Source organism: Teredinibacter haidensis (assembly GCF_014211975.1).
Lineage (GTDB): Bacteria > Pseudomonadota > Gammaproteobacteria > Pseudomonadales > Cellvibrionaceae > Teredinibacter > Teredinibacter haidensis.
In genome coordinates this window covers 2137993-2158742 of record NZ_CP060084.1, presented here as the reverse complement: position 1 = coordinate 2158742, position 20750 = coordinate 2137993, and the positions used below count along the sequence as shown (strand labels likewise).

General features: G+C 45.1%; 2 protein-coding genes (1 of these 2 running past the window's edge). Both read left to right on the top strand.

What is annotated here, in order from left to right:
* Positions 1-457, top strand: partial view of an SDR family NAD(P)-dependent oxidoreductase gene (locus H5715_RS08560; RefSeq protein WP_075185105.1) — the 3' end only. Its footprint begins 41873 nt before the window's first position; only the last 457 of its 42330 coding nucleotides appear in the window; the start codon falls outside the window, past its left edge; the stop codon is at positions 455-457.
* Positions 450-20750, top strand: a complete 20301-nt coding sequence (locus tag H5715_RS08555) for an amino acid adenylation domain-containing protein (RefSeq protein ID WP_075185106.1) — start codon at positions 450-452, stop codon at positions 20748-20750. The genes H5715_RS08560 and H5715_RS08555 overlap by 8 nt, the downstream gene beginning before the upstream one ends.

Below are 20750 nucleotides of genomic sequence, written 5' to 3'. Positions count from 1 at the left end.
TGACCGGGTACAAGAAGATCTTTCCCATAGCGCTGTGAGCGGATTGGGAGCACTTCGTCGCGTGGCTACTAAAAATCGACGCAACAAAATATTGAGTTTTCCGATCGTGTTTACCAACCTGAGCAGTTCACCAGGTTTCCAAGCGCCTGACGGGTTTAAACAAGGAGAATCCCTAAGCCAAACATCACAAGTCCACATGGATAATATGAGCACAGAGACTAACGCCAGTTTATACCTGCATTGGGATGTGGCGAACAGCTTATTCCCGGAAGGAATGATGCAGAAAATGTTCGATGGCTACCAACGGGTTTTACAGCTTCTTTCCGAAAACCAACATAGCTGGTATCAGCATAACTTTAACGACTTAATCAATGCACAACCTGAACAATATACAGGTACTTCGCATAGCACACATTCTGCAAACATGATCGGTGAGAGTGAGATTGAAAATGTATAACAAGATTGAAAGTCTTCAAGCGATAAACAACACTGATGATAATTCCTTTATGAATCTGAAGTTGAACGACCTTATAGAAGAGCAAGTAGCGAGAACACCTGATGCAGAAGCAGTTTGTTATGAAGGAGCAAGACTGTCGTTCAATAGTTTAAATGCACGCGCTAATCAGCTAGCACGTCAGCTCAGAGACTACGATGTGGATCGTAACAATATTGTTGCAGTAGTGATGGATCGATCTTTGGAACTGGCCGTTGGGCTCCTAGGCATACTAAAATCCGGGGGAGCCTATCTACCATTAGACCCCGAAACACCGCAGGATCGTTTGGATTTTATACTTCAAGATGCGAATGTGTCGGTGGTGTTGACCCAACAGAAGCATTCCATCCTGCTAAGGAATTTTAGCGGAAAAACCCTATCACTCGATGCAGATTCGAGTAGCCTTACGCATTACAATACTGAGAATCTCAGCAATATCAACCAAGCGGAGGACCTGGCCTACATTATTTATACCTCTGGCTCGACAGGAAAACCTAAAGGTTGCATGCTTCCTCATCGTGCGATATGTAATCGTTTGTTATGGATGAAGCAGCAGTACCAGGTAAGTAGCCGGGATCGTATCTTACAAAAGACGCCGTACACCTTTGATGTATCAGTATGGGAGCTCTTTCTTCCCATGTTGTCCGGAGCATCTCTTGTTTTTGCCAAGCCGAAAGGACACAAAGACAATGCCTATCTTATAAGCCTTATCCAACAAGAAAACATTACGATCTGCCATTTCGTGCCGTCTATGCTGCGTTTCTTTCTAAACCAGCCGACAGCTGCACAATGCGAGTCACTTAAGCATGTTTTCGCAAGTGGAGAAGCGCTGTCTTATGAGTTAACCACAAAATTTATTGAAACCATGCCCTCAAAGCTTCATAACCTATATGGCCCAACAGAAGCCGCGGTGGATGTGAGCTATTGGGAATGTGAGCTCCGAGAAGATCAAAAAGTGCCAATTGGACGTCCTATCAGCAATATTCAGCTCTTCATACTCGACGAAAACTTTGCGCCAGTTGCGCCTGGAGAGAGTGGAGAGCTATACATTGGCGGAGTAGGGTTAGCAAAGGGATATTTGAATCGCGATGAGATCACCGCTAAAGCGTTCATTAATAATCCTCTTCCGACACAATTAAGTAGAAGCCCCCAGCTCTATCGAACTGGTGACGAGGCCTGTTTGCTGGCAGACGGAAATATCGAGTACTTAGGACGGCTTGATTCGCAAGTTAAACTTCGCGGCTTCCGTATTGAACTTGGGGAAATTGAAAATTCGATCAATCAACATAAGGATATCGAACACTCTGTAGTATTGGTGAAAGGGGAAGGAACTATAAATCCGGAGCTAGTGGCTTTTATTGTTTCGCGACAAACTATTTCGCTAAAACAAATCCGCGGATTTCTCCGAACAAGTTTACCGGATTACATGCTCCCAAATGCTGTAGTTCACGTCGATGAAATTCCGGTGACGACGCACGGAAAGGTCGATCGGAAAGCCTTACTCCAGTTAACACAAAAGCAGGAAAAAGGCGAAGGTGCCAAAGCCCAGATTACACACACACCTCAAGAACAAAGCGAATCAGTATCGTCACAAAGAAAGCAAAAGCTAGTAGTCGAACTAAGGTCAGACTTTTTGTCATTGTTGGATATCGACGTATTGGAAGTCGACGAAGACTTGTTTGAACTAGGTGCTACATCATTTACGATGGTGCAAATGGTTGAAAAAATACAAGACCGTCATGACATCAATATTCCAGTAGAAGTATTTCTCGATTCTCCCACCGTGAGCGCTATCGCAGATTATCTGGAAACATCTCTAAGCACCAGAGATCAGCAGCCTGTCGTTGAGGCACCCGATAAACCAATAACCCCATCTAGTACACCAGCCCAAAGCATTGATACCCTCAGCTCGACGCTACAAAAATATTTTATAGACTTACTGGATGCCCGAGACATTGGTTTCAATGATGATCTGTTTGAGCACGGCGCAACGTCTTTCACCATGGTGCAAGTGGTGGAGAATATTCAAAATGATTACGGCACAACAATACCTGTCGAGGTCTTCTTAGATACACCAACAATGCGGGCCATTGCCGCGTACTTGTTCGGAGTACTCTCAGCAGGCACAGAGCAAACGGCTCAGAATGAATCATCATCGTCAGAAGCCGGATTTCAATACTCATTGGATAACTCAGAGATTGAATCCATGCTATTGCAACATTTCAGTGAGCTTTTGGATACACATGAATTAACTGTACATGAAGATCTTTTCGAGTGTGGCGCCACATCTTTTACAATGGTGCAGGTTGTCGAGAGAGTTCAAAATGATTTGTCGATAACTATTCCTGTCGAGATATTTTTAGATTCTCCCTCAGTGGAGGCGATTGCAAAATATGTAGCTGAACTTATGCCGAACAATAGTAATTCAGCCGCGACAAGTTTGGTTCTTAATCCCGAAAACCACACTGCGCCTGGTCGATCCAGTTCTGAAGTCGACACTTTTGAAGCCCTTAGCCTGAATGCTTTACACGCTCAGGTTCTCACTTACTTCACTGAGTTGTTAGATAGCGCAGACATAACCGTAGACGATGACTTATTCGAACATGGAGCAACGTCATTCACCATGGTGCAAGTGGTAGAGAAGATCCAGGAGGAACTGCTTGTTATGGTACCTGTTGAAGTATTCTTAGACAATCCAACAGTCGATGCCATTTCTCTCTATTTACAGAACGAACTCGCCAAAACTAAAACGGATAACGCTAGCCTGACCACGGTTTCCAATACGCAAAGGGACAGTAAATCGCCGTCAATTATAAATTCGTCAGCTGCGAGCTCTTCAATTCAAATGGAATTTCAAACTGCTGCATCTAACGCAGCGCGAATAAAGCTAAAAGACAGCGATTTTATTGATTCTGCGTACATCGGATCATCTATGGCACAAACCACTCCGGAGGAGTCTTCATCACTGGATCGCCTTGGTGAGTTTTTATCATTACTTCGACAAGAGAAGGTCGATCAGGAAGGAAAATATTTGTATGCATCGGCAGGTGGTCTCAACCCTGTTCAGACTTATGTATACATCAAAGATAGTGCAATTGAAGGGCTGACTCAGGGCATTTATTATTACCACCCCAAAAATCACTCGCTCTTTCCTGTAAGCTCGGGAACCAACATCGAACAAAGTGTGTTTTTTGAATTCGATCATAAAACCTTTAAAAACTCGAGCTTTGCGATTTTTTTCATTGCTCAAATGAAATCTCTGCTTCCAATCTACAAAGATACAAGCGCGACGCTTTCTGTTCTCGAAGCGGGGTATATGGGGCAATTACTTGCAAGCAGGCAAGAGGACTTTGGCTTAGCACTATCACCGATAAGCAGTATTAAGTTTAACGCTATCAGCCAGTATTTTGATCTTGATGAAAACCATGCGTTTATTCACTGTATGCTGGCTGAAAACTTAAGCACCGATAATTCTCAACAACAAAACGTTACCGACAAGAACCTTTTTGAATACCTCTGTCAAACGAACAAAAGCATTCAAAGCCAGGCAAACCCGTTAAATCATCCCTCAATGACGGCGCTACTACACGAAACGGCGAGATTTCCCACAAAAGAAGAAAAAGAAAACATTCAAAACGATCCGAATTTACGGCGTTTACCTACCAATAGATCAGGCATTTCATTGAAGAAGAAAGAGTTTCCTGGCCAATACTATAAACTTCGCTCCACAAAACGTGAGTATATTCAAAGCGCGGTACCGTTCGAGAATCTAAGCAAGTTTTTGTCATTGTTGGATCCAAAAACCATTGGCAACAGTCATCAATACCTGTACGCTTCTGTCACCGCAAGTCATTCACTTAAAGTGTTTGTGTATGTTAAAGAAAATGGCGTCGAAGGACTTTCGAAAGGCCTTTATCAATACTATGCGCAGCAACACAAACTCGCACTTGTCACGTCAGAATTATCCAGCGAACTGAAATCGTGCTACACGCCTTTTAATCGAAAACAGCTTAAAGCTTCTAAGTTTTGTGTTTTCCTGGTATCACCTGAAAAAGATTTAAAACCATACTTCGACAACGAAAGTCGCTATCTGGCGCTTCTTGATGCTGGCTATATCGGTCAATTATTGATGGATCGTCAAGCAGAGTTTGAGATCGGTGTTTGCCCGATCGGTGGAATATTATTTGACAAGATCCGGGACGATTTTCACCTGGAAGACGGCGATCAGCTCGTTCACAGTTTGGTATGCGGCGGTTATGAGATGGAAATGCCTGCCGATTGGAAGTTTTTGGAGAACCGTCGTCAACCTAACAACGACGGACTAGAAGAGCATGCTACGCAACCGCAACATGAGCAAACTGTAAACCTGCGTCAGGACATTGCAATTGTGGGAATAAGCGGTCGATTCCCCGGCGCTGAAACACTCGATCAGTTCTGGAAAAACCTCGAGCAGGGCAGAGAGAGTTTCAAAGAGCTTTCGTTTGAACGCGAAGAAGAATACCGGAGAAGTGATCTGCCAGAAGTCAGCTCGCCTAACATCAGCCACAAAGCTGCATTTCTCGATCAAATTGATTGTTTTGATTCGCGCCTGTTTAACATCTCTCCCTTAGAAGCGAGAAGTATCGATCCTCAAGAACGTTTACTTCTAGAAGTCGTATGGGAATGCCTGGAGAATAGCGGGTATACCGGCCAGGAATTAAATCGCGCCTCACAGAGAATCGGTGTTTTTGTCGGCGCAATGTGGGACGACTACCAACACCATAGTTCGAATAACGAGAAGGCAGATCAGAATGTCCCAGTAATTTCGTTGCATTCATCAATCGCTAATAACATTTCTCAATTCTTCCAGTTCAACGGGCCAAGTATCGCGCTTAATACGTCGTGCTCCTCAGCGATGACTGCCATTCATTACGCCTGCACCAGTATAAAAAATCTCGAGTGTCGGGCGGCGGTTGTGGGCGGCGCAAATATTATGAGTCATCCATACCATCACCGTACCTTAGAGGGCCTGGATTTACTCTCGAAAGATGGACGCTCAAACCCATTTGGCAAGAACGGAAGTGGATTTGTGGTTGGAGAAGGTGTCGGTGCGATACTTATTAAACCATTGGCTGATGCAGAAAGAGATGGCGATTACATTCATGGTGTTATTAAAGGCTCTGCGGTGGGCTTCAGCGGACGTGGGGTTGGCGGGGGATCTTCCAAGCCTAAATTGCAGAAAGAGTCCATCCTTACCGCAATTGAAAATTCAGGTATCGATGCAAGTTCGATTTCGTACATAGAAACTGCAGCGCCTGGCGCGAGCCTAGCCGATGCCACAGAAATCACAGCGCTGAAAGATGCGTTCGGTGTAGATTCATCTGAACACTCACGTATTTTTATTGGCAGTGTCAAATCAAATATTGGTCATCTTGAATCTGCTTCTGCAATGTCGCAATTAATGAAAGTGCTATTGCAGTTGAAACACAAAATAATTTTCCCGACGGTCAATGTTGGTACCGTGAGTCCGCTTATTCAACTAAAAGATAGTGGTTTGGAAATCAGCCAAAAATTAATGCCATGGGAGCCCACCAAACAACAAGTGGCAGAGAAACGAAACGGCGGCTCCGCGCATCAAACAACATCAGAGCCGCGCAGAGCGCTCATTAACGCCTTTGGCGCTACAGGCTCGGGCGGGCATGTTGTAATAGAAGAGTACACTAATCACTGTAAACAGGAGCAAGCGGGAGATCAACTTATCCTGCTATCTGCCGCTACCGAAGCGCAATTAGTGCAACTCGCACAACGATTGCTGCAGTATTTAAAGCAAAGCACAAACGTTTCGCCTCTATCTGACATTGCACACACGTTACGTATGGGGCGAACCGAGATGTTGGAACGTGTTGCAATGGTGGTGAAATCTCACCAGGAGCTTGCTCAAATGCTGCAAAACTTCATCGAAGGAACTGAACACAGAACAGGTATGTATCGAGGTACAGCTAAATCAGCAAGTGATGCTAAACACCTTGAGAAACAAACCAACCTGGGTTTACTTGCCCAAGATTGGGTGCGGGGCGTGAAATTCTCATGGCAGGGATTAACCCCAACGAAGTCGAAACGCGCCCCACTGCCAACTTATCCTTTTGCCAAAGAACGCCATTGGATCAAAAAAGAAAACAACGTAATAGACCAACATGCATCGATGACTGGTACTTATGACGGTGCTTTTAACGGAACGCCTCATCTTACATCTTCCAGTGATTCTGTAGCTAATACTGAAAACGATCAATTGCTATCAGATGTGTCCGAATATCTGAAAGACATAATATCCGAAGTATCAGAAATCCCAGCATCACAAATCGATTCGACATCTACCTTTGATCATTATGGCATTAATTCATTTATGATCACCAAATTGAATTTTGCTCTTGAAAAGGATTTTGGAGAGCTGTCTAAAACGCTGTTTTTTGAATACCAGACAATTCACCAACTATCGCAGTATTTCCTCAATCAACATACCAAGCAAGTAAACAAGCTACTCGGCGTTAACGCAAGTGCGACAAGCGATATTGCTCATGACAATCGTCAGCAGATGGCCAACATCCGTCAAGCCAATGAGCTTTCAATGTTAGAGCAACGCCCCTATCGCGTCGCTGACATTGCGATTGTCGGCCTCAGTGGGAAGTTTCCTCAATCCGACAGCATTGATGCATATTGGGATAACTTGAAAAGCGCGACAGATTGCGTATCGGAAATACCCTTAGATCGCTGGGACTATCGAGATTACTATGAAGAAGATAAGACCATCCCAGGCAAAATACATTCTAAATGGGGAGGATTTATAAGCGGTATCGACGAGTTCGATCCCTTGTTTTTCAACATTTCACCACGTGAAGCCGAGTTCATGGATCCGCAGGAGCGTTTGTTTCTTCAAACGGTCTGGCACACATTCGAAGACGCCGGTTACGCTCCTTCAAGTAAGGAAATTGCCAGACATAAGATTGGTGTGTTTGTAGGTGTTATGTATGGTGAGTACCAGCTGTTTAGTGGTGCGACAAACAGAATAAGTAACAGTATGGCTGTCGGTGCGTCGTACGGAACAATTGCTAATCGTGTTTCGTATATATTAAATTTAACCGGGCCAAGTATGGCAATCGACACCTTGTGTTCGTCGTCATTGACCGCTCTACATATCGCAGTTAACAGCATTAAGAATGGCGAGTGTGAAGCAGCCGTTGTAGGTGGTGTGAATCTTTCCATACACCCCAATAAATACATTATGCAAGCTCAAGGCAATATGTCGTCATCCGAGGGACGATGCCGCAGTTTTGGCGAAGGTGGTGATGGCTTCGTTGCATCCGAAGGTGTCGGTGCGATGTTTATTAAACCGTTGCGGCAATCAATTGCAGACGGCGACAATATTTATGCCGTTATTAAGGGCACTGCCATCAATAATGATGGTAAGACGCACGGATACACAGTACCAAACCCCAATGCACATGCGGAGATGATTGTTGATGCTCTGCAAACCGCGAATATTAATCCGGAATGCATAAGCTACGTGGAAGCCCATGGCACAGGGACATCATTGGGTGACCCTATTGAAATTACTGGCTTAACCAAAGCATTCGGAACCTTTACACCTAAAACTGCGTTCTGTGCAATCGGATCTGCGAAATCCAACATCGGTCACACGGAAGCTGCTGCGGGTATCGCCGGGATTAGCAAAATTCTAATGCAGATGAAACATAAAACACTGGTTCCATCGCTACATTCCAAACAGCTCAATCCCAATATCAACTTTGATAAATCGCCATTCTACGTACAACAGCAGCTTACCCCTTGGAAGCGTCCAATTGTCGATATAAACGGACAGCCTCAGGAATATCCAAGAACCGCTTGCATCTCGTCGTTAGGCGCGGGAGGTTCAAATGCACACGCGATTATCCAGGAGTATGTTGAAAGTGAATCGCTAGAATCACCTGAACCATCAAAGGTTATCATTCCTTTGTCAGCCAAGAATCAGGATCGTTTAAAAGAATACGCGCAATCACTGATTGAGTTTATCCAAAAGAATGAAGCTAATGACAATCGCATAAACTTATCCAATCTTGCCTTTACTCTGCAGACTGGGCGTGAACCCTTAGAAGAACGTTTAGGAGTGGTGGTTTCTTCTACGAAGGAATTATTAGAAAAGTTAAGAGGTTATTTAAGTAGCAACAAAAGCAACGACAAAAATAACCACAAAAAGCTGGAAGGCGTCTATCAAGGAGGCATCAACAGAGACAAAAATCTCTTATCCGTTTTCACTGCAGATGAAGATATGAGTTTGATAGTGGAAACCTGGATCACCAAAGCCAAACATCACAAAATTGTCGATTTGTGGGTAAAAGGCCTGAATATCGACTGGCGCAGACTGTATCAGAATCAAAAGCCGAAACGCATCAGTGCACCAGGGTATCCTTTTGCGAAAGAACGTTATTGGGTAGACAACACCTTGCAAAAGTCGGGGGAAACTAGTCAATTTTCAAGTATGCACCCGCTGCTTCACAGCAACACGTCCGACTTGTCCGAACAACGATTTACGTCAACATTTAGTGGCGGTGAATTTTTCTTAAGGGACCATGTCATTAATGGTAAAAAGATACTACCGGGTGTTAGCTATCTTGAGATGGCTCGAGCGGCCGTTGTTAAGTCTTCAGGACTAGCGGAGACTGACGCCAGCATAGTCCTTGAGAATATTGTCTGGACTCAGCCGATAGCAGTGAACGACGCTCCTCAAGACGTACACATTGGACTTGCCGAAGCTGAAGATGGTCGAATTCACTACGAGATCTATACCGAATCTGAAAAGGGTGAAGAAATTATTCACTCTCAAGGAACATCCTCAATAGAAGTGGAAGACGATGAAGAACTGCGCCCAACGCGCATAGACATTTCTGAAATACAGTCGCAGATGACTCAAGGGATATTGGACGCTGAAACTTGTTACACGGCGTTTTCCGAAATGGGGATAAATTATGGTGAAGCGCATCAAGCGATTGAAAAGATCTTTAAGGGTGATCAACAGCTACTGGCCAAACTCTCGCTTCCAGTAACAATGCACGAGAGTACCAGTGAATACACCCTTCACCCAAGCTTAATGGATTCAGCCATTCAGTCTTCCATCGGTTTGATGATCGAGGCTGAATTAAAAGAAAAGGGAGCAAGTGAACAACATAGCGAGACTAATAGCGATAAACCCCAGCTAACAGCGCGCCTTCCTTTCGCTCTAGAATCCTTGCTCGTGAAGTCCGCTTGCACATCAGAAATGTTCGCCTGGGTTCGACCTTCAAGTCACACTAGCGCGCATTCTCCAGCAAAGCAAAAGATACAAAAGCTGGATATCGATCTTTACGATGAACACGGCGTACTTTGTGTCAGTATGCGCGGTTTCTCCTCACGAGTACTTGATACCAACAGCGATCCTGCTGGCTTGGGCGAATCGACTAACCATATTGCATCAGGTAATCCAGAACACAGTACCTTACTCACGACACCGTCTTGGGTTGAAGCGACCGTTTCCTCATCGAACAGTCAGACTTCTTATGGGAAACACCTGATTTTAATGTGTGAGCCTGAGGATTCTCAGGCTCAGGCCTTAGGTAATTTACTTCCAAGTAGTAATTGCCATGCACTCGTCGCAAACGCGGCAACTGCAAGCACAATCGCAAGCCAATACACCGAATATGCAGCGCAATGTTTCGAACACCTTCAAGTCCTACTCAGGGATAAATCTCAAGAAAAAGCGTTTGTACAGATTGTCATACCAGACCAGCCAGAACATTCGGTGTATTTCGGTTTGTCGAGTTTGTTAAAAACCGCAGCCTTGGAAAACCCACGGATAGCGGGGCAGGTCATCCAGATTGACACTAACCAGGCTACAGAACGCCTAGCCAAACTCCTCAAGGAGAATTTGTCGCATCCAACAGATAGTTGCGTCAAATACGAGAACCAAAAACGCTATGTGTTACATCGAGAAGAGTTTACACCTGACAAAACTTTGGCAGACAGCCACTTTAAAGAAGAAGGCATTTATCTGATTACCGGTGGTTTGGGGGCAATAGGCCAACAGTTTGCCAGGGAGATTTTAAAGCAAACCAATAACGTAACATTGGTTCTTACAGGTCGATCTCAGCTTGATCAACAAAAGCAGTCTGTATTAACTGAACTGGAAATCCTTGGTGGACGCGTTGAATACTATTCGCTTGATGTTTCAGAGCCAAGCGAGATCAAACATTTGCTCAGCACGATCCAGCAAAGTCATCGTGCACTCGATGGCGTTATTCACTGCGCAGGCGTGATTGCTGACAACTTTATCCTGAAGAAAACAAAACAAGAATTCGAACAGGTTCTAGCGGCAAAGGTAACAGGGACGATTAACCTGCATACTGCGACAAGTGATATGAGCCTGGACTTTTTCGTGCTGTTTTCCTCAACTTCAGCGATTCTGGGTAATTACGGACAGGCTGACTACGCGACAGCCAATGCATTCATGGATCATTTTGCCAGCTACCGAAGTGCCGAAATGCTCAAACAGAATCGTCAAGGGCGTACGCTCTCGATCAATTGGCCGCTATGGAAAGATGGTGGAATGCAAATTGATGCCGCCAGTGAAGCAATGATGATTGAGTCCACCGGAATGATCCCCATGCAAACAGAAACAGGCTTGAGAGCGTTTTATCAAGGTTTGAGTTCTGGCCACGCGCAAGTCTCTGTTGCAGAAGGTCAACTTGAAAAATTGCATAGCACATTACTGGGTTCTAAAACGATAGGAAATGAGCTGCAGCAGGATACAGCTCCAAGCTCTGTAATAGATGCTAAAACTCTCGAAGAGAAAGCTCAGCAGTACCTTAAAAAGCAATTCTCGTCTGTATTAAAACTTTCCATGCAAAAGATCGATACCGAAGCCCCCTTGGAGCAATATGGAATGGATTCAATCCTTGCTATTAACCTGACGAACCAACTGGAAAAAACCTTTGGCTCACTACCGAAAACTTTATTTTTTGAGTATCAGACGATCTCTGAACTGAGCAATTATTTCCTGCAATCGTACGAAGCGACCTTGCAATCACTATATAACAGCAATGCTACATCCTCGTTTATGGCGGCCTCTTCCAAATCTGCAGCTGAGCCAGTAATTAAGACAGCTAAACTCAACAACAGAAAACGAAGACGCTTCACAGCAACTCAGCAAGTAAACCACCACACAAGCAAAAACACGGCTTTGGATATTGCGATTGTTGGTTTAAGTGGCCGTTATCCACAGTCCCGTAACCTTCAAGAATATTGGGAAAAGTTACAAAGCGGTGTGGATTGTATAACCGAGATTCCGGAAGAGCGCTGGGATTGGCAAGATTATTACACTGAAGATCGCAGTAAAAACGGAATGCACTACAGTAAATGGGGAGGGTTTATCGAGGGTGTCGATGAATTCGATCCGCTGTTTTTTAACATTACGCCAATCGAAGCGATGGCAATGGACCCTCAAGAGCGCTTATTCCTGCAGCACGCATGGATGGCAATCGAAGATGCCGGATATACCCGTGAAACTTTACACAGTGTTCAGCATGACGATCTAGTCGCTCAAATTGGTGTTTACGCTGGGGTGATGTACAGCGAATACCAATTGTTTGGTGCGGAAGAAAGTTTACGCGGTAATCGCCGTGCTATTGCTGGCAGCTTAGCGAGTATTGCGAACAGGGTATCGTACGTATTAAATTTGCACGGCCCGAGCATGACTATTGACACTATGTGCTCATCGTCTTTAACTTCAATTCACTTGGCATGTCAGGATTTAAAACACCGCAAAACTGATATAGGAATTGCAGGTGGTGTGAACGTCACAATTCACCCTAATAAATATTTAGGCTTGAGTGCCACGGGCTTCATTTCTGCTAAAGGCCGCTGCGAAAGTTTCGGAGAGGGAGGTGAAGGCTACATACCTGGAGAAGGGGTTGGCGTTGTATTATTAAAACGCCTGGAAGATGCGGTTAAGGATGAAGATCATATTTACGGTGTTATTCTCGGCAGTGCAATTAATCACGGCGGTAAGACCAACGGCTATACCGTGCCTAATCCGAAAGCTCAGCGCAGTGTTATCGAGATGGCGCTATCTGAAGCGAAAATAACACCAGATAGCATCAGCTACATTGAAGCCCACGGAACAGGCACCAAGCTTGGAGACCCAATCGAAATTGCGGCACTGTCCCAGGCCTTCGGCAAGCACACGAATGAAAAAGGCTTCTGTCGCATCGGCTCCACGAAATCCAATATTGGCCATTGTGAGGGTGCAGCGGGTATTGCCGGTTTAACAAAAATTCTGTTGCAAATGAAGCATAGAAAAATCGTGCCTTCCTTGCATTCGTCGGTATTAAATTCCAATATCGATTTTCCACAAACGCCATTCATCGTCAATCAGGAACTCAATGACTGGCAGCCAACCAAACAAGATAATACAAATATTCCGCTCGTTGCTGCGGTGTCATCTTTTGGCGCTGGTGGGAGTAACGCACATCTGATAGTCACAGAATACCAAGACGTAACACCGGCGATTCAACAATCCGTTTTTACTCCGGTTGTGATCCCACTTTCCGCAAGAACACAGGACCAACTGGTAATGTCTGCGCAGAATCTACTCGATTTTATATCTCACGAAAGAAGTAATAACCGGTCAGGTGCGCAGTTGGAGAATATTGCTTATACGCTACAGACAGGTCGCGAAGCAATGGAAGAACGATTGGGCTTAATCGTAAGCTCAGTCGATGAGCTTTGTGAGAAGCTCAAGGCTTATATAAATGGCGAGCAAGATATTGACGAGGTTTACCAAGGACAAGTAAAGCGCAATAAAGAAGCGCTAGCCGTGTTCGCCGGTGACGAAGAGTTACAGGAAGCGATCGAAAAATGGATCGAACGTAAGAAGATTTCCAAATTAGTTGATCTTTGGGTAAAAGGCTTCCGTTTAGATTGGAATCGTTTATACACAGAGTTCAAGCCTCGACGTATCAGTCTTCCAAGCTATCCATTTGCAAAAGAAAAATATTGGTACTCGGAAACACCGGCCACTGGCCTTATGTCGCATGCGGGATCAAACGTATCGACCATTCATCCGTTGTTGCATCAGAACACATCTGATTTACTAGAACAGCGTTTTACTTCCCGATTTACTGGTGCGGAATTCTTCATTAATCGTACCGCTATTTCAGGTGAAAGGTTACTTTCAACGGCTGCCCATCTTGAAATGGCGCGAGCTGCGGTATGCGTAGCTTCCAGAAGGCAGGGTCATGAATCCGCAGTCAAACTTTCTGAAATGAGCTGGGGGCAGCCAGCACTTATCGAAGATCCCAGTATCGATACGCACATCGGTCTATATGAGGAAAATGATGGGCGGCTGCACTATGAAATTTACAGTGAAACTGATGATCCTGAGAGTCCTGTTGTTCACTTCAAGGGCTGTGCTGAGTTTCATTCAGATGAACAGCCTGCGTCGATTAACATCAGCCTCCTTCAATCCCAGATGGTTCATGGACCACTTACTAAAGAGGCCTACAATGCGATATTCCATGAAATGGGATTCGAGCTTAATGACAAACTTCAGACGATTCAGGAAATATATCAGGGTGATCGAGAGCTTCTTGCTAAATTGTGTTTACCTGCATCACTCGTCAGTACCAAAGAGGATTACGAATTACATCCAGCAATCGTGAACGCTGCGATTAGATCCTCCGTAGGTTTGTGGATTAAAGACGGAGCACTCGCCACTGAATTAAACCTCGCCCATGTAGATTTCTTAGCAAACTTAGCATCGCTCAGCATTAAGGGCGGATGTTACGAAGAAATGTACGCCTGGGTAAGATTCTCGAAGGCAGACAAAACGAAGCAGAACTCTGGTTCCCCCATCTGCGTAGATATAGACATATACTCCAGTGTTGGCGTGCCATGTATCGAGCTACGCGGTATCGAATTCGATAATACGGGCGTCAGCCACGCGGTTACAGATGGGCGTGTGGAAAGTAAGGAACGTCGAATGACATTCCTTAAAAAGATGTGGACGCCTTCCGAGCTACAAGCGAAAAACAATTCTCCTGGTTCCATCATCGTGCTCCACAATGTGGAAACCAAAGCGTTGGCCGACATTATCCAAGCAACAGCGGAACATGCACGCTTAATTCCTGAATACGAACTTGAACACACAGAGTTTACAGAATCCGTTGAGGATTGCGACGTATGGATGGACTTGACCGGGATAGCGGGCGATACATTGCACAACAAAACCGGTAACAAATGGATTTCATTGTTACAAACGGTTATTGAAAAAAATCGAACCAATAATGTGAGGCTTCTTTACGTTACGCAAGGTCTCGAACTTCACAAAAATACGTCAATCGAGCTTTCCGGAGCCACGAGAGTGGGTCTGTATCGCATGCTGCAAAGCGAGTATTCAGGCCTGTCTTCACGCCATCTCGATCTAGATCCGAATGCTCATCAATTGGAGCAGCTGGCGAACGCCATTTTGACCGAAAGCGCAAGCCACTCTCGTGAGGTTGAATGTTGTTATCGAAATGAATCTCGATTCATCAGCCAACTGCATGAAACCACACTTCGCAATACAAGCTCTCGTTTCACGAATTTCAATGATTCAGACGTGGTCTTGGTCACAGGCGGAACGCGTGGTGTAGGGTTGTTATGCGCACAACACCTGGTGGCGACCTATGGTTTGAAGCGCCTTATTTTGACTGGAAGGGAGAAGCTTCCCGAGCAAAACGAATGGTCATCGCTTGAGAAATTTCCAATTTCAGTTCAGGACAAAATCAGGAAGATACAAATGCTTCAGCAAAAAGGTGTTGAGGTCAAGGTGATTCCATTCCCTCTTCATAATCCTCTAGAACTTAAAAAGCAATACGATGCCGCTCAAGTCTCTGATGGCAATATTGTAGGTGTCATTCACGCTGCCGGTTTAGCGGATGGTGAAAACCCTGCGTTTATCCGTAAAACTGAAGAAAGCATTGCTCGTGTCATGTCTCCGAAAGTCGATGGCCTACAGAACCTTATGCAACTGGTCGATATAAACCAGCTTCGGTTCACACTGCTGTTCTCATCAGTATCCGCTTTGATACCACGACTTGGCACTGGCCAAAGTGACTATGCAATGGCGAACGCCTACATGGATTACTATGTTATGGCACAAGGCTCCGCGCCCATCGTAAGTATTCAATGGCCAAGCTGGAAAGAAACTGGTATGGGCGAAGCAACGGGTGCGATATACAACAATACTGGGCTCTTGACCATTACCGATAACGAAGGCCGCGAGTTATTAGATCAGGTGTTGGCTAATCTGCATGATTCGGTCATCATGCCATTGGTAGTGGACGACACCAAATTTAATGCTATAGAACTGATGCAATCTGATGTACAAACTTCTTCGACAGATTCAGCACCAGTACCCGTCATTGCAAAACAGTTTGCAAAGACTCTTGAAAGCGAAACCCTGAAGGATAATGAACGGCAGATCGTTGATGCATGGCTCCAATCCATATTTGAATCGGAGTTAAAGTTAAACCCAGGTCAGATTGACGCAAGTTCAGTCTTCGCCGATTACGGCGTGGACTCAATCCTTCTTGCTCAGCTTCTTAAACGATTAAATCGCGAACTGAGTCTGGATCTCGAACCGTCAATACTGTTAGAGCATTCTTCACTAGATGCATTATCGCTATGGCTCCAGAATAACTACCTGGATGTACTCGCTCAGCATCTGCCACTCAACAGCGCAGCATCTTCTAATGCAGCAGATAGTCAAAGACGAAACGACAATGCGGCTGAGAAGACCAATACCGTGGCTGCCGCTATCGCAAAATCCAGAACAACTCTCAACACCATCGCAAGCAGCATGAAAAGACCATCGCGCGCTCGAAACACGCGAAATTCCGCTGAACAAATCGCGGTGGTTGGTATGGCATGCCGTTTTCCTGGAGCATCAAACATTGAGGAATACTGGGATCTTTTATTCAGGGGTGAAAGTGCTATCGCCGCTATTCCAGAAGATTGCTGGGGTGTTAAAACCGATTACTATGGAGGCTTACTCGACAATATCTACGGATTCGATCCGAAGTTCTTCATGATTCCAAATGAAGATGCTCAGGCGATGGATCCACAGGCGCTGGTGTTACTAGAGGAAAGTCTTAACGTAATCTATCACGCAGGCTACACCCACCAGGAACTCGCCGGGAAAGATGTTGGCGTTTATATTGGTGCGCGTAGCCAGTCGGCAGATCCTTCTCAAATCGAGAAAAGTCGCAACCCTATCATGATAGTAGGGCAGAATTATCTCGCGGCGAATATTTCACAATTTTTCAATCTACGAGGACCATCCTTAGTCCTCGATACCGCATGTTCGTCTTCGCTCGTAGCAATGAACATGGCTGTTGAAGCCATGAGATCTGGAACAATCGAATCCGCACTTGTCGGCGGTGTGAGCTTGCTTACCAGTCCATCCGCACATGAAATGTTCTCGAAGCGAAATCTCTTACAAGCTGAAGGTCAGTTTCATATTATGGATCAACGTGCATCAGGAATCGTGCTGGGTGAAGGCTGTGGGATGGTTTACCTGAAACCATTGGAGAAAGCCAAGCAGGACGGCGATAGTATTTACGCCGTGATTGCCGGCATTGGTATTAACAACGATGGCAGAACGGCAGGCCCAGCGACACCAAACATGGAGGCACAGGCTGCTGTCATGAAATCTGCGTTAAAACAAAGTCAGTGTTCAATTGATGACGTAGGCTATTTGGATGTGAATGGTTCTGGATCGGAAGTTACCGACCTGCTTGAAATCAAGGCCGTTGCCTCCGTTTACAAGCGTGAAGCTACTTCACCAATGTATCTCGGCGCAATGAAACCTAATATCGGCCACCCTCTATGCGCCGAAGGGATTGCCAGCTTTATTAAAGTGGCATTAATGCTGAACCGTCAACAGCTGGTACCATTTTTATCCGGACAAAAACCGCTTAAACACTATGCGATTGAACAATCAGGTTTCAGCTTCCCACGACAAGCAGAATCGAAGGAGCTGAAGTATGCGGCATTAAACTGCTTTGCAGATGGAGGTACTAACGCGCACGTTATTTTGCAGCAAGACGCACTGCAAGCTACAACCGTGAATCGTAAGCCGCTGCCATCTCCAGCGTTGCAACGAGTTGATGTTCGGACCTTTGAACCACTCATAACGGAAAGTAAGTCATTCTATAATTCCGAGCTGGGCTTTTTGAGTCACGATTTCGGACGATCGAAGGAGTGGGGGCTGACATTAACCAGCGATCATCCCATTCTCGCGAACCACAAAGTATATGATCAAGACTTGCTACCAGGCTTGGCATGGATAGATTTTCTATACCAGTGGTTTGCTGAAGCAGGAAATAGCTTCAAAACACTAGCCCTTAAGAACCTTGCTATTTATCGACCATTGATAGTTGCTAAAGCAAAGCCAGTGAATCTCCTCGTTGAGGCAACAGAAACCAATGAAGGTGTCTGGCGAATTCAAGTCAGAGACTCGCTCGATACAATTTCAGAAGATGACAAAAAGTCACTTTACATTACGGCTGAAATGCATTCAGTCTCTTCGCCTTTGGTTGATGAGCGTGTGCATATTCAGGATATCGCGTCATCGCAATATGCAAAAACCGACATCGATGAAATATATCAACACTGCCAAAGTCGGGAATTGATTCACTCCGATATCATGAAGGTGAAGGGCTCGGTATATGACGCCGGTGATGCTATTTGGGTGCACGTAAAACTGGATGGTTCCTCACCTAATAGCGTGCATCACTATCAGTTTCATCCGGCGCTGGTCGATGGCAGCGGTGTAGGAACTGAAAGTTTATTCTCAGGCTTCGCGGAAAATGAAGATCGTCTGTTCTTGCCCCTGTTCTATGAATCCTTCATCGCTTCAGAGTGCTTTGGAAACGAATGCTACACGCGTATCAAGAAATCTTCTGTTGAAGTTAAAGAAGAACTGCTGAGTATTTCAATGGAGTTTTTCTCTCCTGACGGTAGAAAAATAGGCGAGCTGAAAAATTTCAAAAACAAACTTGTACGCAATGAAGGTCTGATTAATCCGGGCCGTCAGATACAACACACAGATGCGCCACGGACAGAAGCTACAAAACCAAAAGCTTCGCAACACGTGGATTTATCTTTTAGTTCGATGAGTTCATTGGTGCAATCTATCGTCGCGTCTAAACTTGAAGTCGACACGCAAGATATTGCAGTCGATCGTGGATACTACGAGCTTGGCCTCAACTCTATTGTGCTCTTGGAGGTGTCGAAATTGCTGGAATCAATTTTAGCGACAAGTTTATCCCCGACCTTATTGTTTGAATATACAACTATAGCTGCACTTGCCGAGTTCCTCGAAAACAATTACGAACTTCCTAGAATGTCTGATTCGGTTAAATCTCTGCAATCGGTTTACAATAACGATCTGACAGACCACAAAGAGAATGTGGTAGTTTCTTGCGGAAACGAAGCGGCTCCTAAAGATTCTGAGCCGCTGGCAGACACCACGCATTCACGATTCTTACCGCAGGAAGTGACCGAAACAAAAAATGTGGTCGAGATTGAAAAACCTCTGACCACCGACATCGCAGTAATAGGCATGTCCGGTCGTTATCCTCACGCAGCTAACATCGCTGAGTTTTGGGAAAACCTGAAAGAGGGTAAAGATTGTGTTACGGAAATTCCTGAAGATCGCTGGGATATAAACTATTTTGACGGATTAACATTTCCGTCCGGTAAATCCATATCGAAGTGGGGCGGATTCATTGAAGATCCATATTGCTTCGATAATAAGTTCTTTAGAATAACAGCGAAAGAAGCGGAGACGTTAGATCCGCAAGAGCGCTTGTTCTTAGAAGTGTGCTGGGAATCTATGGAAGACGCCGGTTATACTCCTGAGAATATTGTCTCGCCAGAAGGAAGCAACCACAGGCGACCTGTTGGTGTATTCGTTGGCGTTATGCATAAAGATTACAGCTATATGCAAAACGAGGCAGTGTATGAAGGACAGAGAATACCGCTTACGCTCAACGATGCTTCCATTGCCAACCGCATATCCTATTTATGCAATTTCCATGGCCCCTCGATGGCGGTAGACACAATGTGTTCGTCGTCGCTAACAGCGGTTCATCTGGCAATGGAAAGTTTGCATAGAGGCGAAAGTAAAATTGCGCTGGCAGGCGGAGTTAATCTTTCATTGCATCCCAATAAATATCTCACATATGGCATCGCGGACATTCATGGAAGTGACAACCATTGCCACACATTTGGAGAGGGTGGTGATGGCTATGTCTCGGCAGAAGGCGTCGGTGCTATCTTGCTGAAGCCATTACAACAAGCAGTAGCAGACGGAGATTCTGTCTATGCAGTTTTGAAAGGAAGCACTATCAATCACGGTGGCACGAACGGGGGCTTCACAATACCATCACCAATCGCGCAAGGTGAAATGATTGCGGATTGCCTGGAAAAAACCGGGATAGATCCCGCAACCATTACGTATATCGAAGCACATGGAACGGGTACCTCATTGGGTGACCCGATTGAAATCCAGGGGCTTAACAGAGCATTCAGAGAACACACGGATAAAAAGCAGTATTGTGCTTTAGGATCAGTAAAATCCAATATGGGGCATGCGGAAGGTGCCGCCGGCATCAGTGGTTTAACTAAAACTATTTTACAGTTGCATCACAAAACGCTGGTTAAATCTCTACACTCCGAGGTTATCAACCCGTATTTGGATTTAGCTTCCTCTCCCTTCTATGTTCAAAGAGAGACCGAGAAATGGGAGTTGTCAGAAACCAGTATTCGGCGAGCTGGCATCAGTTCATTCGGAGCGACGGGTTCTAATGCGCACATCATTCTCGAAGAGTTTACTTCTCCTGAGATAGATGCTCGCCCATCCCAGTCGCGTGTTGAGGGTGGTGTCCTTTTACCGATATCTGCAAAGAATCATCAGTCTTTGCATGAATACGCAAAAAGAATGCTTTCATATTTGGAAGGTCATCCGCAGACGGACCTGATGTCACTCGCATATACGCTACAAACAGGGCGTGTCGAAATGGAAGAACGGTTGATCCTATGTGTTACGAGCGTTGAACAAACGATTCATCAGCTTAGGAATTGGTTGGTGTCTAATCCTTATTCTCAGGACGATGTAAGTTCTTTAGATGTGAACATTTCTAACTAA

Coding starts and splice junctions, on each gene's coding strand:
- H5715_RS08555 (WP_075185106.1), top strand. CDS start 450: ATGTATAACAAGATTGAAAGTCTTCAAGCGATAAACAACACTGATGAT.